This is a genomic window from Microbispora sp. NPDC004025 (assembly GCF_053604425.1).
This window is the reverse complement of record NZ_JBSGHN010000027.1, coordinates 23,274-45,129: the sequence shown is the minus strand read 5'-3', so window position 1 is coordinate 45,129 and position 21,856 is coordinate 23,274. Positions and strand designations below refer to the sequence as shown.

At 72.7% G+C, this 21,856-nt stretch carries 22 protein-coding genes and 1 pseudogene; 7 read left to right on the top strand and 16 right to left on the bottom strand.

Going from position 1 to position 21,856, the window contains the following annotated elements; all coding sequences use genetic code 11:
* Positions 1-469: pseudogene (locus tag ACWEQG_RS38130) on the bottom strand (hypothetical protein); the annotation flags it as partial.
* Between the two features lie 426 nt (positions 470-895).
* Between ACWEQG_RS38130 and ACWEQG_RS38125 the strand changes: the two are divergent.
* Positions 896-1,327 (top strand): DUF222 domain-containing protein, encoded by a 432-nt coding sequence (locus tag ACWEQG_RS38125; RefSeq protein WP_452292392.1) that lies wholly within the window; start codon positions 896-898, stop codon positions 1,325-1,327.
* Positions 1,328-1,369: 42 nt separating this feature from the next.
* Here the strand turns inward: ACWEQG_RS38125 and menC are convergent, their stop codons facing one another.
* Genes menC through ACWEQG_RS38105 form a run of 4 tightly spaced genes read right to left on the bottom strand, consistent with a single transcriptional unit; the run spans position 1,370 to position 5,485 of the window.
* Positions 1,370-2,470, bottom strand: a complete 1,101-nt coding sequence (gene menC, locus ACWEQG_RS38120) for an o-succinylbenzoate synthase (RefSeq protein WP_452292390.1) — start codon at positions 2,468-2,470, stop codon at positions 1,370-1,372.
* A gap of 26 nt (positions 2,471-2,496) precedes the next feature.
* The gene (locus tag ACWEQG_RS38115; protein WP_452292388.1) at positions 2,497-3,303 is read right to left on the bottom strand and encodes a GNAT family N-acetyltransferase; all 807 of its coding nucleotides are present in this window, start codon (positions 3,301-3,303) and stop codon (positions 2,497-2,499) included.
* Positions 3,300-4,427: a M20 family metallopeptidase gene (locus ACWEQG_RS38110; RefSeq protein ID WP_452292386.1), complete on the bottom strand. Its 1,128-nt coding sequence runs from the start codon at positions 4,425-4,427 to the stop codon at positions 3,300-3,302. The genes ACWEQG_RS38115 and ACWEQG_RS38110 overlap by 4 nt, the downstream gene beginning before the upstream one ends.
* Positions 4,428-4,447: 20 nt before the next feature.
* Positions 4,448-5,485 carry a dipeptidase gene (locus ACWEQG_RS38105; RefSeq protein WP_452292385.1) on the bottom strand — a complete coding sequence of 346 codons (1,038 nt, stop codon included), beginning with the start codon at positions 5,483-5,485 and terminating at the stop codon, positions 4,448-4,450.
* A 131-nt stretch (positions 5,486-5,616) separates the two neighbouring features.
* On the opposite strand from ACWEQG_RS38105, the gene ACWEQG_RS38100 reads away from it, so the two are divergent.
* Positions 5,617-6,237, top strand: a complete 621-nt coding sequence (locus tag ACWEQG_RS38100) for an IMPACT family protein (protein WP_452292383.1) — start codon at positions 5,617-5,619, stop codon at positions 6,235-6,237.
* 18 nt (positions 6,238-6,255) lie between these two features.
* Here the strand turns inward: ACWEQG_RS38100 and ACWEQG_RS38095 are convergent, their stop codons facing one another.
* Positions 6,256-7,479 (bottom strand): isochorismate synthase, encoded by a 1,224-nt coding sequence (locus ACWEQG_RS38095; RefSeq protein ID WP_452292381.1) that lies wholly within the window; start codon positions 7,477-7,479, stop codon positions 6,256-6,258.
* 170 nt (positions 7,480-7,649) lie between these two features.
* Here ACWEQG_RS38095 and ACWEQG_RS38090 point away from each other — a divergent pair, with 170 nt between their 5' ends.
* Positions 7,650-8,468 (top strand): GDSL-type esterase/lipase family protein, encoded by an 819-nt coding sequence (locus tag ACWEQG_RS38090; RefSeq protein WP_452292379.1) that lies wholly within the window; start codon positions 7,650-7,652, stop codon positions 8,466-8,468.
* Positions 8,469-8,472: 4 nt separating this feature from the next.
* On the opposite strand, the gene ACWEQG_RS38085 is transcribed toward ACWEQG_RS38090, so the two are convergent.
* Positions 8,473-9,165 (bottom strand): FadR/GntR family transcriptional regulator, encoded by a 693-nt coding sequence (locus ACWEQG_RS38085; protein WP_452292377.1) that lies wholly within the window; start codon positions 9,163-9,165, stop codon positions 8,473-8,475.
* Between the two features lie 293 nt (positions 9,166-9,458).
* On the opposite strand from ACWEQG_RS38085, the gene ACWEQG_RS38080 reads away from it, so the two are divergent.
* Positions 9,459-11,111 (top strand): 2-isopropylmalate synthase, encoded by a 1,653-nt coding sequence (locus tag ACWEQG_RS38080; protein WP_452292398.1) that lies wholly within the window; start codon positions 9,459-9,461, stop codon positions 11,109-11,111.
* 86 nt (positions 11,112-11,197) lie between these two features.
* Positions 11,198-12,199 carry a BtrH N-terminal domain-containing protein gene (locus tag ACWEQG_RS38075; protein WP_452292375.1) on the top strand — a complete coding sequence of 334 codons (1,002 nt, stop codon included), beginning with the start codon at positions 11,198-11,200 and terminating at the stop codon, positions 12,197-12,199.
* Here ACWEQG_RS38075 and ACWEQG_RS38070 read toward each other — a convergent pair.
* Complete coding sequence (locus ACWEQG_RS38070; RefSeq protein ID WP_452292373.1) at positions 12,196-12,768, bottom strand: CGNR zinc finger domain-containing protein; 573 nt, start codon at positions 12,766-12,768, stop codon at positions 12,196-12,198. The two genes, ACWEQG_RS38075 and ACWEQG_RS38070, sit on opposite strands and share 4 nt — an antisense overlap.
* 21 nt (positions 12,769-12,789) lie before the next feature.
* Between ACWEQG_RS38070 and ACWEQG_RS38065 the strand changes: the two genes are divergently transcribed.
* Positions 12,790-13,233: a VOC family protein gene (locus ACWEQG_RS38065; protein WP_452292371.1), complete on the top strand. Its 444-nt coding sequence runs from the start codon at positions 12,790-12,792 to the stop codon at positions 13,231-13,233.
* Between the two features lie 4 nt (positions 13,234-13,237).
* Here ACWEQG_RS38065 and ACWEQG_RS38060 read toward each other — a convergent pair whose 3' ends face one another.
* From ACWEQG_RS38060 to ACWEQG_RS38040, 5 genes are all read right to left on the bottom strand, one after another.
* On the bottom strand, positions 13,238-13,843 hold the full coding sequence (locus ACWEQG_RS38060) for a response regulator transcription factor (protein ID WP_363473571.1): 606 nt from the start codon (positions 13,841-13,843) through the stop codon (positions 13,238-13,240).
* On the bottom strand, positions 13,840-14,964 hold the full coding sequence (locus ACWEQG_RS38055) for a sensor histidine kinase (RefSeq protein WP_452292369.1): 1,125 nt from the start codon (positions 14,962-14,964) through the stop codon (positions 13,840-13,842). Before ACWEQG_RS38055 ends, ACWEQG_RS38060 begins: the two co-directional genes overlap by 4 nt.
* 20 nt (positions 14,965-14,984) lie before the next feature.
* Positions 14,985-15,710: an ABC transporter permease gene (locus ACWEQG_RS38050; RefSeq protein WP_452292396.1), complete on the bottom strand. Its 726-nt coding sequence runs from the start codon at positions 15,708-15,710 to the stop codon at positions 14,985-14,987.
* Positions 15,710-16,606 (bottom strand): ABC transporter ATP-binding protein, encoded by an 897-nt coding sequence (locus ACWEQG_RS38045; RefSeq protein WP_452292367.1) that lies wholly within the window; start codon positions 16,604-16,606, stop codon positions 15,710-15,712. Before ACWEQG_RS38045 ends, ACWEQG_RS38050 begins: the two co-directional genes overlap by 1 nt.
* A gap of 107 nt (positions 16,607-16,713) precedes the next feature.
* Positions 16,714-17,448, bottom strand: a complete 735-nt coding sequence (locus tag ACWEQG_RS38040; RefSeq protein ID WP_452292365.1) for an alpha/beta fold hydrolase — start codon at positions 17,446-17,448, stop codon at positions 16,714-16,716.
* A 42-nt stretch (positions 17,449-17,490) separates the two neighbouring features.
* Here ACWEQG_RS38040 and ACWEQG_RS38035 point away from each other — a divergent pair, with 42 nt between their 5' ends.
* The gene (locus ACWEQG_RS38035; RefSeq protein ID WP_452292363.1) at positions 17,491-18,474 is read left to right on the top strand and encodes a helix-turn-helix transcriptional regulator; all 984 of its coding nucleotides are present in this window, start codon (positions 17,491-17,493) and stop codon (positions 18,472-18,474) included.
* 18 nt (positions 18,475-18,492) lie between these two features.
* Here the strand turns inward: ACWEQG_RS38035 and ACWEQG_RS38030 are convergent, their stop codons facing one another.
* From ACWEQG_RS38030 to ACWEQG_RS38020, 3 genes are all read right to left on the bottom strand, one after another.
* Entirely contained in the window at positions 18,493-19,896 is a 1,404-nt protein-coding gene (locus tag ACWEQG_RS38030) for a glycosyltransferase family 4 protein (protein WP_452292361.1), read from the bottom strand.
* 80 nt (positions 19,897-19,976) lie between these two features.
* Positions 19,977-20,687, bottom strand: coding sequence for a class I SAM-dependent methyltransferase (locus tag ACWEQG_RS38025; protein ID WP_452292359.1), 711 nt, complete (start codon positions 20,685-20,687; stop codon positions 19,977-19,979).
* A gap of 16 nt (positions 20,688-20,703) precedes the next feature.
* Positions 20,704-21,747 (bottom strand): Rv2578c family radical SAM protein, encoded by a 1,044-nt coding sequence (locus tag ACWEQG_RS38020; protein ID WP_452292357.1) that lies wholly within the window; start codon positions 21,745-21,747, stop codon positions 20,704-20,706.
* Positions 21,748-21,856 lie beyond the last annotated feature (109 nt).

Sequence of the window (21,856 nt, the reverse complement as noted above, 5' to 3'; positions counted from 1 at the left end):
GGCGGATGCGTTCATGGCGTTGCTGGAGGAGAAGATCGCCGCCGAGCTCCTGGTCCTGGTCAACGCCGAATCCCTCCCCACCGACCCCACCTCCAACCACCCCAAGGACCCCGCAAGCGCCGACCACCCCGAGACTCCTGAAGACACCCAGAAGACCAAGGACACCCAGGCCGCCGGGCACACCGAAGACATTCAGGCTGCCCGGCACACCGGAAGCGCCCGGAACACTCGGGACACCGAGGAAGCCGATGCTGCGGCAGGTGCCAACCCCGGACCCGATGCCGATGTAACCGCTGAGGCCGCCGCCGAGAGCACCGTCGAGAACGCCGTCGAGAACGCCGACCAGCGCACCGCCAACAGCGCCGACCCGGCGACAGGGCCCCGTGACGTGCAGCCCGGCGATGGCGTGACCGGACGCGCGCAGGTGAAGAGCAGCCGGCGGAGCGAGTCGCAGCAGGAGCCACAGCACAGCGCGCCACAGCAGGGCGAGTCACAGCAGAGCAACTCGCCGAAGCGGAGGGAGGCACAGGGAAGCACGTCGCAGCGGCAGGAGTCGCATTCGTGGGAGTCACGGTGGGGCGAGTGGCGATCGCCTGATCCTCCCGGAGACCCCTCTGCCTCTCATCCCCACGCTGGGCCTCGGTCTGCGGGGGACTGCCGCCGTGCGCACGCTACGCCTGAGGATGACGGCCACGAGCACCAGTGGCACGGCCAGGGTGAGCGCGGGTGCGGCAGTAGGGTGCAGTGCTCGTTCGGCGAGGGCGTGTGCGAGTGCGGGGATAGGGCGCAGTGCTCGTCCACAGCGCCGGAGGTGTCCAGTGCGCTGGGAGCGGAGCCGGGGTCGTCACCGGAAGCAGCGTCTGGCGGGCTGCCGGGAGGGCTGCCGGGGACGGTGTTGGGTCCGCTGTTGGGGACGGCGCCGGGGTTGTTGCTGGCGACCGGGCAGGTGCTGCCCGTCTCCGGCGTGCACCGGCTGGCCCGCACCTCCACCCTCGTGCGCCTGGTGATGGATGCCGAGGGTCAGGTGCTGGACATGGGCCGCAAGGTCAGGTTGGCGACCCCGGCCCAGCGGCGGGCGATCTTCGCCCGCTACGCCACCTGCTGGATCGACGGCTGTCCCCTGCCCGCCACCAGATGCCAGATCGACCACGCCGACAACTGGAGCACCGGCGGCCTGACCGACCTCGAACTCCTGGGCCCGGCCTGCCAGTTCCACAACCGCGACCGCTACCAACACCCCGACCGCTACACCCGCCGCAAGGTCGGCGAAGACCGCTGGGCCTTCACCTATCACCGCGTGGCGGGAGCCCGGAGGTCACGGGAATGACAGCCCGAATCATCCGGGACCCCGTGGCGGTGCGGTGGGCCGTCAGAGGGGGATCCACTCGCTGGCGACGGTGACCTCGTCCAGCAGCGACGGGATCGGCTCGACCCCGATGCCCGGACCGGTGGGCACGGTCAGATGACCGTCTTGGAGCTCGAAGGGCGGAGTGATGTCGGTGCTGTAGTAGCGGCGGGAGCCGGAGGTGTCGCCGGGCAGGGTGAAACCTGGCAGCGCGGCCAGGGCGAGGTTCGCGGCGCGGCCGATGCCCGTCTCCAGCATGCCGCCGCACCAGACGGCGACACCGTGGGCGCGGCACAGGTCGTGGATGCGCCGGGCCTCGAGGTAACCGCCGACCCGGCCGGGCTTGATGTTGACGACCGAGCAGGCGCCGAGGGAGATGGCCGCCGCCGCGTGCTCGGCGGACTCGATCGACTCGTCCAGGCAGACCGGCGTGCGGATCGACCGGGCGAGCCGGGCGTGCTGGACCATGTCGTCGTCGGCCAGCGGCTGCTCGACGAGCAGCAGACCGAACTCGTCCAGGCGCGCCAGGTGCGGGGCGTCGGCAAGGGTGTAGGCGGCGTTCGCGTCGACCTGCAGCGGCAGTTCTGGGCCGAATCGCTCGCGCACGGCGCGTACGGGCTCCAGATCCCAGCCGGGCTGGATCTTGAGCTTGATACGGACATATTCCTCGTCCAGATAGCCCGCGACGGCGTCGAGCAGCTCGGCGACGGAGTTCATGATGCCGACCGAGACCCCGGCCGGCACCCGGGTTCTGGTGGCTCCGAGGAAGGCCGCGAGGGACTGCCCGGTGGCACGCAGGTGGGCGTCCAGCACGGCCGTCTCCAGTGCCGCCTTGGCCATGCGGTGCCCCTTGATCGGGTGCAGCGCCTCGTTGACGGCGTACGGGCCGGGGCGCGAGGGCAGCGCGGGGATCAGGAAACGGCGCAGCACGTCGGCCGCGCCCTCGGCGTACTCGGAGGAGTACAGCGGCTGGGACATCGCCACGCACTCGCCCCAGCCCTCGGCGTCGGGGGTGACGACCCGCAGCAGCAGCACGTCACGCCGTGTCTCGGTGCCGAACGACGTGCGGAACGGCGCCACCAGCGGCATCGCGATCCGCCGCAGTTCGATACCAGTGATCTTCATGCCCGTGGTTCCCATACCCGTGGTCTTCATGTCAGTTGTTCGCGGAACGCGCTTCGGCGTACGACATAGCAGGTCTTGTCGTGAAATCCCGTGACCCGCGCGCCGTCGCGCAGCAGGTCGCCGAGCACTTCGCGCAGAGCCAGCCGCCATGCGCGGGCCGCGGCCGGATCCGTCACGCGCAGGGTCTCGATGTCTCCGGGCACGGCGACCAGCACCGTCTCGGCGTCGGTGCGGCCCCGCACGGGCCGGCCGTCGTCGTCGTCCAGCCCGGCGACCGCGCCCGGCGGGATCTGCATCGGGGACGGCTCATGCCGTACGGCGGCGAGCACGTGCGGCGAGGTCAGGCGCCAGACGGCGAGCACCCGGTCGCTCTCGTCCCCGGCGTTGATCGCGTCGGCCATGGTGCCGTAGAAGGCGGGCAGGTACTCCTCCGGCCGGGCCCCGAGCTTGGCGAGATTGAAGTGGGCGTTGCGGCGCACCAGCGGGTCGTACGTCCAGGTGATCGTGTCCAGGCCGCGGTCGAGCGCCCACTCGCGCTGGTGCAGCTTCAACGCGAAACCGGCGCCCTGCCCGGCGACAGTGCCGGTGATGTGGGAGTGCAACGCCCGCCGCGGCGGGGCCGCGACGAACCCGACCGACGCGCCGACCAGCCGGTCATGGCGGTAGGCCCCGGCGACGTAGTTGCCGGCGTGGGAGAGCGCGCGCATCATCTCCGCCGTGACCGGAGCGCCCCCGGGATCCGGCCGCCAGATGCCGGCGAACAGGCGGCAGACGTCCTCGAACTCCTCGATCGTGTGCAATTCGCGCAGCCGCAGCTCGCCGGGGCCGCTCATCCACGCACCGCCTCGACCAGGCCCGTCAGCAGCGCGGCACGGGGTGGCATCTCGGCCACGACCACGTGCTCGTCGTCGGCGTGCGCGCCGCCGCCGACCGCGCCGAGCCCGTCCAGGGTGGGGCAGCCGGCGCCGGCGGTGAGGTTGCCGTCCGACGCGCCCCCGACGGCCGAACCCGGCAGGGGAGCGAGTCCGAGGCCGGCGGCGACCCGCTGGGCGAGCGCGAACAGGCCGGCCGCCGAGGCCGGTTCGAGCGGCGGGCGGTTGGGGCCGCCGAGAACCTCCAGGCGGGTTCCGGGCGTCCGGGGCGTCAGCGCCCGCATCAGCGCGTCCACGCGGAGCTGGGCCGTGACGGTCGGCACGCGGACGTCCACGGCCAAGCGGGCCAGCGCGGGCACGGTGTTGATCGTGGTGCCGCCGGACAGCAGCGTCGGCGTGACCGTCGTGCCGTCCAGAACCCCGTCCGGGGAGTCCGCGCTCGCCATCGCGGCGACGGCGAGGATCTGATGGGCGAGCTCGACTCCCGCGTTGGCCCCCTTGCCGGGATCGAGGCCGGCGTGGGCGGCCCGGCCGCGCACCACGATCTCGTACGTGGAGATGCCCTTGCGCGCGGTCTTGAGCGCGCCGTCGTCGGCGCTCGCCTCCAGCACGAAGGCGGCGGCGAGGCCGCGCGCCGACTCCTCGACCAGGGCGCGGGAGGACGGCGACCCGAGTTCCTCGTCCCCGGTGACCAGCACGCACACGCCGTCGGGGGTGGGGAGCGCGGCCAGCGCGTGGAACATCTGCACCAGCCCGGCCTTCATGTCGAACACGCCGGGCCCCCGCGCGATGCCGCCGGTGACCGACCACGGCCGCGAGCGCAGGGAGCCGATCGGCCAGACCGTGTCGTGGTGACCGAGCAGCAGCACACGCGGCTCGCCGAAGCTCCACCGCAGGTGCGTCACGCCGTCGATCACGATCGTCTCCGGAGGTGCGCCGAGCAGGCGGCGCCCCTGGTCCGCGACCACGGCGGCGCTGCGGGCCACCGCCTCGTGATCGGCGGAGAACGACTCGCAGCAGACGAGCTCCTCCAGGTCCGCGAGCATGGCGGAGAGGTCCCCCGCCGTCGTCGCAGTGCTCTTCACAGTGCTCTTCACAGTGGTCTTCACAGCGGCCTGCCCAGCTCGGCGCGGAACAGCCGTCGCACGTTGCCGCCGAGGATCTTCACGATGTCGTCTTCCGCCAGTCCCCGCCGCAGCAGCGCCTCGGTGACCAGGGGCAGCCCGCGCGGCCCGTCCAGCCCGGGCAGGGCGGCGCCGGGGTCGATCCCGTCGAAGCCGAAGTCCTCACAGCACGGGGGAGTGACGTCGTGCAGCACCTCGCGGACGAAGTCGGGCCCCAGCCCCACGTGGTCGATCCCGGCGACCGCGGCCACGTGCTCGATGTGCTCCACCAGCCGGTCCAGCGTGTGATCGGCGGGGTCCTCGGCGAGGAAGACGGGGAAGAAGTTCACGCAGACGACCCCGCCGGTGGCGGCGACGCCGCGGATCTGGTCGTCGGTGAGGTTGCGGTGGTGGTCGCGCAGGGCCCGGGCGGAGGAGTGGGTCGCCATCACCGGGCGTGTGGCCAGCTCCAGCACGTGCTCGACCCCGCGTGCGCCCAGATGGGAGACGTCGAAGATCATGCCGAGCCGCTCCATCTCCCGTACGGCCGCCACCCCGGCGTGGGTGAGCCTGCCGCCGGTGGCGTCCTCGCCGCTGCCGTCCGCCAGTGGCGTGCGCCCCCAGTGGGCGATCGAGGCGACCCGTACGCCGAGCCGGTGCAGGGTGGGCAGCAGTTCGACGGAGGAGTCCAGGCCGGGCATGCTCTCCAGTGCCAGGACCAGGGCGATCACGCCGTCGTCGAGCGCCCGGTCGACCTGCGCGCCGTCCAGGCAGAGCCGTACGGCGTCCGCGTTGCCCTCGGCCAGCGTGTGGGCACACTCGATCATCCGCAGGGTCTGGCGCAGCGCGCCCTCCGGCCGGTAGCGGTCGTCCACGAAGACCGGCAGCACCTGCAGGTCCACGCCGCCGTCCCGCAGCTGGGGCAGCCATCGTTCGCGGAAGAAGGACGCCCACCGGGCCGGCGGGCGTTCGGCGACGGCCATCAGCAGGTCGTTGTGCGTGTCCGCGACGACGGCGGTGTGGTGGAGGTGGGCTGGCACTTCGCTGACAGTACGGCAGGGAAGGAGTGCGGCAGTTCGTCCGATCGCACCAAAGAGCGGGCAATCTTCGTGCAGCTGGCCAAAGACCTTACCTTACTTTGTAAAGGGGGGCGGCTGAATAAGCTGATCCCGTGGCAGCGCCGTACCGGACGATCAGGGACACCATCGAGCACGAGATCGAGATCCGCCGATCACGCTTCATCTGCGCGCTCGCCCCGGCGGCCACGGAGGAGGCCGCGCGGGAGTTCGTGGCCGAGCGCAGGCGGCTCTACGCCGACGCGACCCACAACTGCTCGGCGTACGTCATCGGTCAGGGCGTCCGCAGGGCGGACGACGACGGGGAGCCGGGCGGCACGGCCGGGACGCCGATGCTGGAGATGCTCACCCGGCGCGGTTTCGCGGACGTGGCCGCCGTCGTCACCCGTTACTTCGGCGGGGTGCTCCTGGGCGCGGGCGGCCTCGCCCGCGCGTACGGCGGCGCGGTGGGGGAGACGCTCGACCGGGCGGGGGTGGTCGAGATGGTCCCCGCGGCGGTCGTGACCGTGTCGGTCGGCCACGCCCAGGCCGGGAGGCTGGAAAGCGACCTGCGCGCCTCGCCGTACGTGCTGCGGGGTGTCGACTACGGCGCGAGGGTCGCCTTCGAGGTGGCGGTGGCCGAGGACCGGCTGCCCGTCTTCGAGGAGTGGATCGCGGCGGTCACCGCCGGGCGGGCCGAGACCGCGCTCGGCGGCACGGTCCACCTCGCCCGCTGAGCGGGCGACGCCGGGCCGTCACCCCTCCAGGGCGTACCGCATCACGCGGAGCTTGGCCTGCGCCTCGGCGAGCTCGGCGGCGGGGTCCGACCCGGCCATGATGCCGCAGCCGGCGAACAGCCGGGCACGCCTGCCGGAGACGTACGCGCAGCGCAGCGCGATGCCCCACTCGCCGTCGCCGCGCGAGTCGATCCAGCCGACCGGCCCGGAGTAACCCGCGCGGTCCATGCCCTCCAGTTCGCGGATCACGCGGAGCGCGGCGCCGGTGGGCGTTCCGCCGACCGCGGCCGTGGGGTGCATCGCGGCCACCACGTCGAGCACCGACGCGCCGTCGGACAGCCGTCCGGTGACCCGGCTGGCCAGGTGATGGACGTTCGGCAGCACCAGCAACTCGGGGCGGTCGGGCACGTCGAGCGCCGAGCAGAGGGGCGCGAGAGCCTCGCGGACCGAGGCGACCGCGCAGGCGTGCTCGTGGCGGTCCTTCTGCGAGGCGTAGAGGGCGGCGCCGCGGGCCGCGTCGTCGGCGGGGTGGGCGCCGCGCGGGGTCGTGCCCGCGAGGACCAGCGACTCGACCGCCTGGCCGGTGTGCCTCACCAGCAGTTCCGGCGTCGCGCCGACGAGCCCGTCCACCGAGAACGTGTAGCACTCGGGGTAGCGCTCGGCCAGCCGTTCCAGCAGCACGCGGGGATCGATGTCCCGCTCGGCGACGGCCGTCAGGTCGCGGGCGAGCACGACCTTGTCCAGCATGCCGTCCCTGATCCGCCGTACGGCTCGCGCGACCCGGTGCTCCCATTGCGGCGCCGACAGCGAGCCGTCGCCGTACCGGATGCGGCCGGGTGCCGAAGGCGGGGTGACCAGGTCGAAGGCGTCGTCGCCGATCGTGGTGAGCCAGGCGCGGCCGTTCCGGCGGGCGAGCACCACGCGGGGGACGACCAGCACGGTCCCCGCGGCGTCGGCGTCGAAGGTGAATGAGCCGAAGGCGACCGGTCCCGAGCCCGGCACGCCGACCTCGTCCTCGATGCGCGCTCCGGCGAACAGCGAGGAGAGCCAGCCGCGGGCCCAGTCGAACCGCCCGGGGCCCGGCGGCACCGCGGCCCGCGCCGCCTCCCCCCAGCCGACGAGTCCCTCACCGTGCCTGATCCAGGCGTACGGCGCGGCGTCGGGCAGACGCGCCAGCAGATCGTCAGGGTCGCTCACCGCGACCGTGCGAACCACGAGGGGCCGGATAAGAGCGACAGTCACCCGACTCACTCTACGCAGGATCTGAACATGTTCGACAAGAGGCCCCCCATGCGATCGCGCCGCCCTCTGTCAAGCCGCGATAGGAATCTGGTCATGGAAGGCTCGCCTTCCCTGGTGGCGATAGAGCGTACCTCCACGCGATCCCTACCTTTGATCTCCCGGAGGTGCCCATGATCAAGAAGATCACACCGGTCCTGGTCACGAGCGTCCTGCTCGTGCCGACCGGCGCCCACGCCCGTACGACGCCCGCCGTGATGGCGGCGCTGGGGGACTCGATCAGCGCGGGGTTCAACGCCTGCGGCTGGTACGTCGCCTGCACGTCCCGCTCGTGGTCGGCGGGCGACTTCCCGTCGGTGAACAGCCACTACCTGCGCCTGCTCGCCATGGGGAGCGGGATCAAGGGGCACAACCTGAACTTCGCCGTCCCGGGGTCGACCAGCGCCGACCTGCGGGGGCAGGCGCGGCAGGCCGCCGAGGCCGGCGCGGGCTACGTCACCGTCCTCATCGGCGCGCAGGACGCCTGCGTGGGCTCCGAGAAGGAGATGACGCCGGTGGGAACGTTCCGGCGCAACATCGACGCGGCCTTCGACGTGCTGCGGCCCACCGGCGCGCGGGTCTTCGTCGCGAGCATCCCGGACGTCAAGCGCCTGTGGCGGGTGGGCAAGGACAACGGGTGGGCACGCGTCTTCTGGGGGATCGGCCGCATCTGCCAGTCGATGCTGGCCAACCCGACGTCCACCGCCAAGAAGGACGAGGCCAGGCGCGACCGGGTGCGCGAGCGGGTGATGGACTACAACGAGCAGCTCGGGCAGGCGTGTGCGAGGTACGGCCCGGCCTGCCGCTACGACGGGGGAGCGGTCTTCTCCTATCCGTTCACCCTCAAGCAGGTGAGCGCCTGGGACTACTTTCACCCCAACGCCGACGGGCAGAAGGCCCTCGCCAAGATCACCTTCGATCCCCGGCTCTTCTCCGACGCCGTCGAACCCTGATCTCTCAGCGGGTGCGGCGGAGACGGCCGAGGGTCTGCTCCAGCTCCTCCTGCAGCACGCGGCCCGCCCCGTCGGCGTCGCCGCGCTCGACGGCGCCGACGAACGCCGCATGGGAGTCGTCTCCCGGGTTCGGGTCGTCGGCCCGCAGGCCGAGCAGGTCGACCAGGGCGACCAGTCCCTCCCGCAGGCGGGGGACGAACTCGGCGAACAGGTCGGTCAGCACCGGGTTGTGCGCGGCGGCGACGACGGCCGCGTGCAGAGCGATGTCGGCGTCAACGAAGGCCGCGTCGCCGTCTCGCGCGGCGGCCCGCCTGGCCTCCAGGGCCGCGTGCAGCGCCGCCACGTCGTCCGGCGTGCGGCGCAGCGCCGCAAGCCGGGCGGCCTGCACTTCGACCAGCATGCGCACCTCGTAGACGTCGGCCACGGCGGCCCGGCGCAGGCGGGCCGTCCAGTCCTCGGCGGGCCTGTCGGCGATGACGAAGACCCCGGCGCCCTGACGTGCCTGGACCAGCCCGGCCCCGGCCAGTGCGCGCAGGGCCTCGCGGACGGTGGAGCGGCCGACGCCCAGGGTCTTGGCCAGGGTCGTCTCGCCGGGCAGCCGGGTGCCGACCGGCCAGCGGCCCTCCTCGATCTGCGCGCGCAGGCTCTCGACGGCCTGGTCGACGAGGGGACTGCGCTGAAGCGCGCCGAGCGCCATCGGGCTTCACCTCTCAGCTTGTCGGGTTCTCAGCTTGTCTGAGGAGTTGTCGTGTGGTTACTCTACCGCCCATGACGCCGTTCGGCTTTCTCCTTCTCGGTCGCCGCGGCGGGGCCTGATCCGATGACCGGCACCCCGCCGCGGGGTTCCGCGCCGCCGGTCGCCCTCCTGACCGAAGGATCACCTCCGTGACCACCGCCTCCACTGCTCTCACCGCCTTCCCCACGATCCGCACCCCGCGTGGCCCGGTGCCCGCCGGGGCTCCCGCCTGGAATCCCCAGCGGGGCAGCGCGATGCCGCACCACCGCTACCGGCCGGCCCACGAGCGGGTCGAGATCCCCGAGATCCCGCGCGCGTGGCCGGGCCGCAGGATCGAGCGCGCCCCGCTGTGGGTGCCCGTCGACCTGCGCGACGGCAACCAGGCGCTGGCAGAACCCATGGACACGCCACGCAAGCGGCGCATGTTCGACCTCCTCGTCGCGATGGGGTTCAAGGAGATCGAGGTCGGCTACCCGTCGTCGAGCCGGACCGACTTCGACTTCGTCCGTCACCTCGCCGAAAGCGGCGCGGTGCCGGACGACGTGACCCCCGTGGTGTTCACCGCGGCCCGCCGCGACCTCATCGAGCAGACCTTCGCCTCGATCCAGGGCATGCCGCGGGCGGTGGTGCACCTGTACACCGCGACCGCGCCGGTCTGGCGGGACGTCGTGCTCGGGCAGGACCGGGCCGGGCTGCACGCGCTGATCCGGGAGGCCGCCGGTCACATCGCGCGGCTCGCCGACGCGATGCCGGGGGCGGCTGTGCGGTTCGAGTTCTCGCCCGAGGTGTTCAACTGCACCGAGCCCGACTTCGTCCTGGAGGTCTGCAACGGCCTCACCCGGTTGTGGGACGCCTCGCCCGACCGGCCGGTGATCCACAACCTGCCCGCCACCGTCGAGATCGCCACGCCGAACCTGTACGCCGACCAGATCGAGTACATGCACCGCCACCTGGAACGGCGCGACGCCGTCATCCTCTCGGTCCATCCGCACAACGACCGGGGCACGGGGGTGGCCTGCGCGGAGCTCGCCGTCCTGGCCGGGGCGCAGCGCGTCGAGGGCTGCCTGTTCGGCAACGGCGAGCGCACCGGGAACGTCGACCTCGTCACGCTCGCGCTCAACCTGTACGCGCAGGGGGTCGACCCGATGGTCGACTTCTCCGACATCGACGTCATCCGGCGGACCGTCGAGGAGTGCAACCGGCTGCCGGTCCACGTCCGTCATCCGTACGGCGGAGACCTCGTCTACACGGCCTTCTCCGGCACGCATCAGGACGCCATCAGCAAGGGGCTCGCCCACCACGAGCGGGCGGCGGCCGAGCGGGGCGTGCCGGTGGGGGAGGCGCCCTGGGCGGTGCCGTACCTGCCGATTGACCCGGCCGACGTCGGCCGGACGTACGAGGCGGTGATCCGGGTCAACAGCCAGTCGGGCAAGGGGGGCGTCGCCCACCTCCTCCGCGTGCACCACGGGCTCGACCTGCCCAAGGCGCTGCGTGCCGAGTTCTCCCGCGTCGTCCAGGACGCGACGGACCGCAGCGGCCGGGAGGCCACGCCGAAGGACCTGCTCGAGTTGTTCCGCGCCGCGTACACGGCGGAGGCCGGGCCGGTCACTCTGGCGTCGTGGACGGCGGACGGCGGCGGGGTCCGCTGCGTCCTGCGCCGGGGTGCGGCGGCGTACGAGGGAAGCGGCGCCGAACCGGCGGACGCCCTCGTCGCCGCCCTGGCGGCGGCCGGGACCCCGGTGGAGGTGCTGGAACGGGACGGGCACCCGGTGGAGGGCGGCGCCGTCGCCTACGCCCGGTGCCGGGTGGGCGGCGCCTCCGTGTGGGGCGCGGGCGAGGACGCCGGCGCCGCGGCGGCGTTCGCCCGGGCCGTGCTCGCCGCCGTCAACCGCGCACTGGCCGAGTGAACCGGGGGAGTGACCGGCTGGACTCTCCCCCTGTGGGAGGTCGCATGCTCCTCCCGGCGGTCCCGGTGAGGATGAGGAGAGCGATCATGGCCATGGTGAAGGGCGTCGAGGCCCGTGGTACGCACCACTGCGAGACGACGGCCCTGGGCGTGCTGCTGCGGCACGAGGGACTCGACCTGTCCGAGCCCATGCTGTTCGGGCTGGGCTCGGGTCTGTCCTTCGTCTACTGGGACGGCAAGGGCATGCCGTTCCCTTTCCTCGGGGGCCGCGTCAAGCCCTTCGAGCTCACCAGGAACCTGGCCGCCAGGCTGGGACTGACGTTGACGACGGAGGAGACCACCTCACCCCGCAAGGCGTGGGAGAACGTGGCCGCCCCTATCGAGGCCGGCCGGCCGGTCGGCCTCCAGCTCGACTGCTACCACCTGGACTATTTCCGCTCCCAGGTGCACTTCGGTGGTCATGTCGTCGCCATGTACGGCTACGACGAGCACGACGCCTACCTCGTGGACACCGATCAGCAGGGAGGAGCGGTGCGCACCGGCCGGGCCGGCCTGGCTAGGGCACGGGCCGAACGCGGCCCGATGACCGCCAGGAACCGATCCTTCACCATCGCCCTGCCCGCTCACCCGCTCTCCTGGCAGGACCGGATCGTCCCCGCGATCAGGGACTGCGCCGAGGCCTTCCTCGCCGCGCCCATCGCGAATCTGGGCCATCGCGGCATAGAGAAAGCCGGCAAGCAGGTGCCCGGCTGGCTGCGGCGCGCTGGCGACCCGAGCCGGGACCTGCCGCAGGCCGCCCTCCTCATGGAGCAGGGCGGCACCGGCGGCGCCCTCTTCCGCGCCCTCTACCGGGACTTCCTCGACGAGTGCACCCGTCTGATCGACGACGACGACCTCCGCGCCGGTCACCGGCTGTACGCCGAGGCCGCGGTCCTGTGGACGCGGGTGTCCAGTCTGATCGCGAAGGCGGGAGAGACCGGCGACGCGGGGCACCTCGATGAGGCCGGCGTGATTCTCCACGATCTTTCGCGCATCGAGAGGGAGGCGATGCAGGCGCTGCGCCGGCTGTCGGCCGGAACACCGGGCTAACCCTCACGCGAGCGGTGCGCACGGACCTTGTGGCGGTTGCCGCACCGCTCCATCGAGCACCAGCGCCTGCTGCCCGGGCGTGAGGTGTCGACGAAGACGAGGGCGCAGTTGTCTCCCGCGCACTCCCGGACCCGGTGCGCGTACGGGCCGGTGAAAAGCTCGACGGCGTCCCTCGCCACGGTCGCGACCACCTGGGCCCCGGTGGCGGGGGCGGCCCAGGACCTCAGCCCGTCGGCCGACATCACGGGCGTCAGCGGGGGCGCCGACGCCGCAGCGTTGACCGCGTCCACGTCGGCCTGCCTCGGCGTGCGTCCGTGGGCGCGGTCGCCGGCGAACCCCCACAGGGCGGTGCGCAGGAGCTTGGCGCGGGCGAGGTCCTCCGCCGTCGCGTCCACCCCCTCCAGGCCGAGCCGGGACGCGGCGGCCCACCGGGCAAGGTCGTCCGGTTCGTGCAGCGTCTCGTAGTGGGCGTAGACCCCCACGCCACCGCTCACGAGGAACTCCAGGCAGAGGGCACCCGGGTCGAAACGGAAGGAGACTCCGTCGCGCGGATGTAGCGTCAGGCTCATGTAACCACTATAAAGGGTTACATGGCTCTCGAATGGAAGCTCGTCATCGACTGCGTCGACCCGCACGCGCAGGCGGCGTTCTGGGCGCAGGCCCTGGGTTACGAGGTGGAGGACAACAGCGCGCTGGTCGGCCGGCTCCTGGACGCCGGCGTGCTGGGGGAGGCGGAGGCGACCCCCGACCGGACGGCCTTCCGGACGCTGCGGGCCGTGCGGCACCCGGACGACCCGTTCGACCCGCACAGTGGCACCGGCCTCGGCCGCCGGATCCTCTTCCAGGCGGTCCCCGAGCCGAAGGCGGGCAAGAACCGCCTGCACATCGACCTGCACGCGGGCCCCGAGCGCAGGGACGCCGAGGTGGACCGGCTCAAGGCGCTCGGCGCCACCGTGCTGCGCACCGTGCAGGAGCCGGGCACCCACCACGTCACCATGGCCGACCCCGAGGGCAACGAGTTCGACGTGCAGTGAACCCCTACAGCCAGCCGTTGTGGCGGGCCAGGCGGGCGGCCTCGATGCGGTTCCTGGTGCCGGTCTTGCCGATGGCCGACGACAGGTAGTTGCGCACGGTGCTCTCCGACAGGTGGAGGCGGGCGGCGATGTCGGAGATCGTCGAGCCGTCGGCCGCCGCGGCGAGGACGTCGCGCTCCCGGTCGGTCAGCGGACTCGGGCCGGTGCTCAGCGCCGCCGCCGCGAGAGCGGGATCGATGACCCGCTCGCCCCGCAGCACCCGGCGGACGGCGTCGGCGAGCTCCTCGACCGGCCCGTCCTTGACCAGGAACCCCCGGGCCCCGGCCTCCATCGCGCGGCGCAGGTAGCCGGGCCGCCCGAACGTCGTGAGGATGAGCACGGCGCAGCCGGGCAGGTGTTCGCGCAGGTCGGCGGCGGTCTCCAGACCGCCGCGGCCCGGCATCTCGATGTCGAGCAGGGCCACGTCGGGCCGGGCGCGCAGCGCGGCGTCCACCACCTCGTCGCCGTGGCCGACCTGGGCGACGATCTCGATGTCCTCCTCCAGGCCGAGGAGCAGGGCCAGCGCGCCGCGCATCATGCCCTGGTCCTCGGCCAGCAGCACCCTGATCACTCGCCGTCCTCCTTCGCGTACGGCATGGTCACCCGGAGGAGGAAGCCTCCGCCCGGCGGCGCCGTGGTCTCCAGGGCGCCGCCCGCGGCCTCCACCCGCTCGCGCAGGCCGGTCAGGCCGTTGCCCTCGCCGTACGGTTTCACGGACGGGCCGTCGTCGCGGATCTCCAGCACGAGGTGCCCGCCGTCGTCGCGCAGGACGATCGCGCAGGCCGCCGCGCGGCTATGCCGTACGACGTTGGTCACGCCCTCGCGCACGGCCCAGCCGAGCAGGGCGTCGGTCTCGGGAGCGGGCCGTACGGAGGACACGCGGACGGCCGCCTCGACGCCGGCGTCCGCGAGGGCGGCGCGTGCGGAGTCGAGCTCGGCGGTGAGCCCTCTGCCGCGGTAACCGGTGACGGCGGCCCGCACCTCGGTCAGCGCCTGCCGCCCGATCCGCTCGATGTCGGCCGCCTGCCCGGCCGCCTCGTCCGCGTCGACCCGCGCCAGCCGGCGTACGGCCTCGGCCTTGACGACCATCACCGAGAGCGTGTGACCGAGCAGATCGTGCAGGTCGCGGGAGAAGCGCAGCCGTTCCTCGGTCACCGCGGCACGGGCCAGCTCCTCGCGGGTGGCCTTGAGCTCGTTGATGGCCTCCCACAGCCGGATGATGATCGCCGGAATGAGGCCGGCGGTGAACGTGCCCCAGATCATGGAGAGCACGCCGGTGAGGGACGCGCCGGCCGCTACGGCCACGGCCAAGGCGGCGGCGCACTCGGCGAGCAGCACCACGGGCAGGATCTTGCCGCGCACGGTGATCCCGGTGGCGACGGCCAGCATCATGATCAGGTAGAGCCAGTTGCCCTCGAACCCGGCGGCGGCCGCCAGGACCACCGCCGCGAGCAGTCCCAGCGCCGGCAGGGCGCGCCGCCGGTCGGCGAAGGCGAAGTGCGTGGTGACCACGTAGAGCCCGGCGGCGGCCAGCGCGGCCGGCCAGGCCAGCCAGAGGGGATGGGACCGGCCGTGCGCGATGTCCCACACGGGCGCCGCCGTCACGGCCACCCACATGTACATGCCCTTGGCGTCGGGGCCGCGCTCGCCCTCGCGCAGTGGGTCGAGCCAGGTGCCGCGTTCTGTCGTCATGGGGAACGTCACATTAGCGGTCAGGCCCGGCGGCCGGCGCGGCGATAGCCGTGCACCGCGTAGGCGCCGAAGACGAGCAGCCAGGCCGACAGGATCGCGACCTGGCGGACGGTGGGCACCTCGCCGAACGCGACCCGCCACGACAGACCGGCGTAGCTGTTCGACGGGATCCACTCGGCGACCGCGCGCAGCCAGGACGGGAAGTTCGCGATCGGCACCCACAGGCCGCCGAGGACGGCCAGCGTCAGCATGGTGGCGATGTTGGCCATCGCGGCCGACTGACCCGACAGGCGGTAGCCGTTGCCGAGGCCGAGCAGGGAGAACGGCACGGTCCCCGCCCACAGGAGCACGACGATCGCCAGCCACCGCTGCGGCGCGAGCGTGACGTGGTTGACCAGCCCGCCGGCCAGCAGCACGGCCGCGATGCTCGGCACGACGCCGACGATCCCCGTGACGACCTTCCCGGCCACCACCTGGGCGGGGGGCAGCGGGGTGAGCCGCAACCGGCGCAGCCATCCCGCCGCGCGGTCCTCGGCGATGCCGCTGCCGTTGTTGAACGCGCCGCCCAGCGCGCCGTACGCCGCCATGCCGACCATCGTGTAGATCGCGGCGTCGTGCCGGTCGCCGGGGGCCAGGCCGAGGTTGGTGAAGAGGAGGTACATGACGACCGGCATGGCGATTCCGAAGATCACGTAGCCGCCGTCGCGCATGGTCCTGATCAGTTCGAGCCGTACGTATCCCCACATCACGCGTTCTCCTTCGCGGTGAGGGCGACGAAGGCGTCCTCCAGGTCCGCCGGAACGACTTCCAGCTCGCGTACGGCGCCCGCGCGGGCGAGGGCCATGACGGTGGCGTCGGAGTCGGCGCTGCGCAGATGGACCCGGCCGCCTTTGATCTCCATGTGGCGCACGCCCGGCAGGGCCGCGAGCCAGGCGGACTCGCCGTCGGCCGTCACGCTCACCGTGGTCAGCGCCGCCGCCCGCTTGATCTCCGCGCTGGTGCCGTCGGCGACCACGCGGCCGTGACCGAGCACGACGACGCGGTCGGCGTGCTCGTCGGCCTCGTCCAGATAGTGCGTGGAGAACAGGATCGTCTTGCCCTGGCCGGCCAGCCCGCGCATGCCGTGCCAGAACTCGCGCCTGGCCTCCACGTCCAGCGCGGCGGTGGGCTCGTCGAGGACGATCAGGTCGGGGTCGCCGCACACGGCCGTCGCGAACCGCACGCGCTGCGCCTGCCCGCCCGACAGCCGGTCCACCCGGCGGTCGCGCAGGTCTTCGATCCGGGCCAGCGCGAGCACCCGGTCGAGGGGGAGGGGAGCGGCATAGGTCCCGGCCACGAAGGCCAGCAACTCGCGGACCGTCACCCGGGGGACGAGGCCGCCCTCCTGCGGCATCGCGCCGACCAGGCCACGCCGCACGGCCTGCTCGGGGTCGAGCCCGAACAGCACGGCCCGCCCGGAGTCGGGCGCGAGCAGCCCGAGCAGCAGCGCGATGGTGGTCGACTTGCCCGCGCCGTTGGGGCCGAGCAGCGCCACGGTCTGGCCGCGGGGGATGGCGAGCGTGAGCCCGTCCACGGCCCGTACGCGGCCGAAGTGCTTGGTCGCCGAGGTCAGGGACACGGCGTCGAGGGTGTTCGTGGTCACGGGGACGACGGTAGGCGGGCGCCGCCGACCCGAGTAGATCGATCGATACGGCCCCGGGCGGGACAAATGTCCCACCCGGAGATCTACAATGTAAAGGCGCTGGCCTGTTACGAAACCTGAGCGAGGACCTCCGCCAGGTCCACCGGGCGGGACAGCATCGGCCAATGACCGGTCGACAACTCACGCAGCTCCCACTCCGGCCCGCTCAGGGGCGCGAAGAACGGATGTCCGGCCGAGATCAGCTCCTTGACCTGCGCGAGCGGGAACGAGCAGCTCACGACCGTCTTCGGCAGCGCGGCGAACGCGGCGGCGTCCCCGCCGAGAGCGAGGGGCTGGGTGATCGTGCCGAGCGGCTGGCCGGTGGCCCGGGAGGCCATCAGCGCCCGCTCCCGCTCGCCCAGCCCGTCGAGGCTCGCGCCCGACTCCTCCAGTTCATTCCAGGAGGGCATGGGATAGCGCCAGCCGTCCTCGAGGCGCTTCTCGACGAACTCCCGCCCGGTGAGGTCGATCTGGGCCATGCCGTCCGGCACCGGGCCGCTCTCGACGTACACGACCCGGCTCACCCGGCCGGCCGCGCGGGCGGCGGCTCCGGTGACCGCGGCGCCGCTGCCGCTGTGGCCGACGAGCACGACGTCGTGCAGGGCCTCGGCCTCGATCAGGCCGGTGATGTCGCGGATGTGAGTGTCCAGATCCAGGGCGGGGGAGGCGAGGTGGGCGCGGTCGGCCAGGCCGGTGAGGGTCAGGGGATATGCCTCGTGGCCCATCCCGCGGAGTGCGGCGGTCACGTCCCGCCACGCCCACGCGCCGAGCCAGAATCCGGGAACCAGTACGTAAGTCGTCATGCGTCGACGCTAAAGCCGAAACAGGGCAGAATCGGTCCTGATATGTCGACCAATCGCGTTCTCGCCTTCCTGGAACTGCTGCAGGCCCGGCCCGGGCTCACCGGCCCCGAGCTCGCCGAGCGCCTGGAGGTGGACGTGCGCAGCGTGCGCCGCTACGTGCGGAGACTGGAGGACCTCGGCATTCCCGTGCAGGCCGAGCGGGGGCGCTACGGCGGCTACCGGCTGATGCCGGGATACCGGCTGCCGCCGCTCATGCTGACCGGCGACGAGGCCGTCGCCGTGGTGCTCGGGCTGCTCGCGGGCCGCCGGGCGGGCATGACGGTGGGCGAGGGGGCGGCCGAGAGCGCGCTCGCGAAGATCCGGCGCATGCTGCCCGACGCCCTGCGCGACCGGGTCGGCGCCGTCGAGGACATGGTCGGCCTGACTTCCCGATCCGCCCGATCCGCCGCCATGGCCTTGCGGCCAAGCGGGGCGACGCTGCTGACGCTCGCCGATGCCGCCCGCCGCCGGCGTCGCGTGCGGCTGGCCTACCGGTCGTACCGGGGCGAGAACAGCGAGCGGACGGTCGATCCCTACGGGCTGGTGTTCCACGCCGGCCGCTGGTACCTGACCGGCCACGACCACCGCAGGGGCGAGGTGCGGACGTTCCGGATCGACCGGATCGGCCAGGCGGCGGCGACGGAGGAGGAGTTTCCCGCGCCGGGGGAGTTCGACCCGGTCGCCCACGTGATGGAGTCGCTGGCGGGCGTGCCGTACCGGCATGAGATCGAGGTCGTGCTGGCCACCACGATGGAGGAGGCGCGGCGGCGGATCCCGCCGACGGTGGCCGCGCTCGCCCCGGCGGACGGCGGCGTCCGGGTGACCGGCCGCGCCGAACGCCTGGACGGAATGGCGCAGATGCTGGCCGGCCTCGGCGTGCCGTTCACCGTGGTGGGGCCGCCGGAACTGAACGAGGAGGTGCGCGCGCTCGCCCGCCGCCTGCACGAGTGGGCCGGTCGGCCCTCGGACGCCGACCACCCACGGTGACAGTGCTCTTCGCGCCGCTCACGCGTTCTGGCTGAGGGGTGCCGTCCGGCCCTCCGGCGTACGGCCGACGTCCAGCGCGGCGGCGTCGAGAGGACCCGGCCGCTCCCCGGCGTCGTGCTCGCCCGTCCGGGCCGCCCCGTTCGCGAGCTGGCCGCCGGGCGGGAGACCGCGCCGCCGGGCCACCAGCCCGGACAGCAGGTCCTCCCACCGCGCCCCGATGACGTCGAGGTCGTAGCGCGCCGCCGTCTTCAGCGCGGTGGCGCCCATCCGGCGGCGCAGGTCCTCGTCCTCGATGAGCGTGCAGATGGCGTCGGCCATCGCGTGGATCTTCTCCGGCTTCACCAGCAGGCCGTCGTGACCGTGGGTGATCATCTCCTTGGGTCCGGTCGGGCAGTCGTAGCTGACCACGGGGAGGCCCTTGCTCATGGCCTCCAGGATGACCATCGGCATGCCCTCGTGGCGGGAGCTCAGCACGAACATCGAGGCGTCCGCGAGGACGGCGCCGACGTCCTCGGCCGGGCCCTCGAGGAACACCCGATCGGACAGCCCGCGCTTGTCGATCGACGCCTGGAGCTTCTCCTGCCGGGGACCGCCGCCGTAGATGCGAAGCGTCCAGTCCGGGTGCCGCTCCGCCACGTGGGCCCACGCGCGGATGAGCAGGTCGTAGCCCTTGCCCCAGGTCAGCCGGCCCACCGTGACGACGGTCTTCGCGGTGAGCGGCGAGACGCCGCCGCTCAGGCGGGGCGTCGCGTTGGGCACCTGCGCGAGCACGGCGGGCAGGTCCTTGCGCGCCTTCTCGAAGGACCGCTCGTAGGTGCGCAGGTCGGCCTGCGTGAGCGTGACGACCGCGTCGTGCCTGCCGTACCTGCGGGTGATCTGCTTGCGTACCAGCGGCTGGTGCGAGGACAGGTTCCCGTGCTCCTGCGCGACCGTGATGATCTCCGGGGGCGCGAAGCGCGCGGCGATCAGGTTCAGGCCGGGCCGGGTCCCGATGAGGATGCCCCGGCGGCGGGAGCGGATGTAGCGGACCAGCTTGAGGTCGGTGCGCAGGGTGAACCAGTGGTAGGCCGCCTCGTCCTTCGGCACCAGCCTGCTCGGGAACCGCGACAGCAGGCCCCTGCGGCGAGGCAGCCGGTCGTCGAGGTAGCGGACGCGCACTCCGGGGGGCACGGGGAGGAAGGGCTCCTCGCGTTCCCGCACCACGCTCACGATCTCGACGTCGTGGGTGCGCGCCAGATACCCGGCGAGGTTGAAGACCGTGCGGATCGTGCCGCCCATGCCGTTGGCGTGCAGCAGCAGGATGCGGATTTCGCGACCGTCGGGCGGCGGCGCAGACCGGGCACGCTGCCGGTCACGGGCCTCCAGCGCCCGTACGACCACCCTGGCCGCTTTCCTGGCCACCCTGCGGTGAAGAGAAGACACAGTCACGCCCCGTTCGTGTCAGACGAAGATCCCCTTTCCCTATGACGTAACCGGCAGTTGCCTCGTTGTTGTGATCTAAGTCACGTTGTGCATGAAAGCCGATATATGGTCGTCCGTTTGCTGGGAGTGTCCTCCAGCGCGGCGGGCACCTCATGCACGCCGACCGGCTCGAAAACGCCGTCCGGGAGATAGCAGCAGGCGCGGCCGGGGGCCCCGATAAGGACGTCGCCGCCCGCGCGGGACAGGAACGGGGTGACCCGCCGGGCCAGCGGCTCCTCGTAGTAGACGTCCCCGGCCAGCACGACCTGCTGGGACGGCGTCCCGTCGAGCAGGTCGCCCCCGGCGACCCGCACCGCGACGCCGTTGACGCGGGCGTTGAGCCTGACGGCCGCCAGCGCGTACGGGTCGACGTCGTTGGCGACGACCAGGGCGGCTCCGGCCAGCGCCGCGGCGACCGCGACCAGTCCCGAGCCGGTGGCGAGGTCGAGAACGGTACGCCCCCGCACGATCTCGGGATGGTCGAGCACGTGCCGGGCCAGCGCCTGCCCACCGGCCCAGGGGCAGGCCCAGAAGGGCAGCCGCCCGGCGCGCTCCCACAGCTCGTACACGCGGTCGTCCTCACCGGCGCCCCGCTTGGTATGCGTGGCGATCACATGCAGCCGTATCTCCGGCACGTACGGCACGGCCGCGAGCCCGGTGTGCGCGCGCACGAATTCCTCGGTATCCCCGGCATCCCCGGCGTTTCCGGTGTTCCCGGCGTCGTCCTGCACGGTGGCCGATCGTATCCGCACGGGCCACGCCTCCGGGTCACAGAAGCGTGAGCTGCTCGGCCGCCGCGGGCGGGCGGACCGACCGCTCGCCGAGCCGTCGCGCGGCACGAGCGCCACGCGGGGCCGACCGGCCCACGCCGTGCTCGCGGGCGAGCGCCCGCACGGTCTCGCCGATCCGCTCCTGGTACGCCCTGGGGGCGTAGGCGCCCCTGCCGTACAGCTCCAGGTAGCGGGGGACGAGCCGGGGGTGCTCGCGGGACAGCCAGGCCATGAACCACTCGCGCGCGCCGGGCCGCAGGTGGAGCACGATCGGCGTCACGTGCGTGGCGCCGGCCTCGGCGATGCGGCGGACGGTGGTCTCCAGTGCCCGGGGCGAGTCGGACAGATAGGGGAGGATCGGCGCCATCAGCACGCCGCACGCGACGCCGCGCTCGTTGAGGGCGGCGCACACCTCCAGCCGCTTGCGCGGCGCGGGGGTCCCGGACTCGACGGCCCGCCACAGCGACTCGTCGGTGAACCCGATCGAGACGGCCGTGCTCACGTCGGTCACCTCGGCCGCCTCGGCGAGCAGATCGAGGTCGCGCAGGATGAGCGAGCCCTTGGTCAGGATGGAGAACGGGTTGCGGGCGTCCCGCAGGGCGCCGAGGATGCCGGGCATCAGCCGGTAGCGGCCCTCGGCCCGCTGGTAGCAGTCGACGTTGGTCCCCATCGCGATGGGCTGCCCGCGCCACCGGGGCGCCGCCAGCTCCCTGCGTACGAGGTCGGGGGCGTTGACCTTCACCACGATCTTCGAGTCGAAGTCGCGCCCGGAGTCCAGGTCGAGGTATTCGTGCGTCCTGCGGGCGAAGCAGTACGTGCACGCGTGGGTGCAGCCGCGGTAGGGGTTGACGGTCCACTCGAACGGGACCCGGCTCGCCGCGGGGACCCGGTTGACGATCGACCGCGCGTGGATCTCGTAGAAGGTGACGCCGCGGAACTCGGGGGTGTCGAAGGTCCTCATCACGGCCGACCGGGCGAACAGGGGTGTCGTCTCCCTTTGCCCGCCTTCGTCGGTCTCGAGGCGCAGCCCGTCCCATCGCACCCCCTGATTAGAACAGAGGTTCGATCGAGATCGCAACATGCAACACGTCGTAAATCGCGAGCCTGGAAACGGCTAACGATCTTCATCGCTGGGCAGAACGTCGGCACAT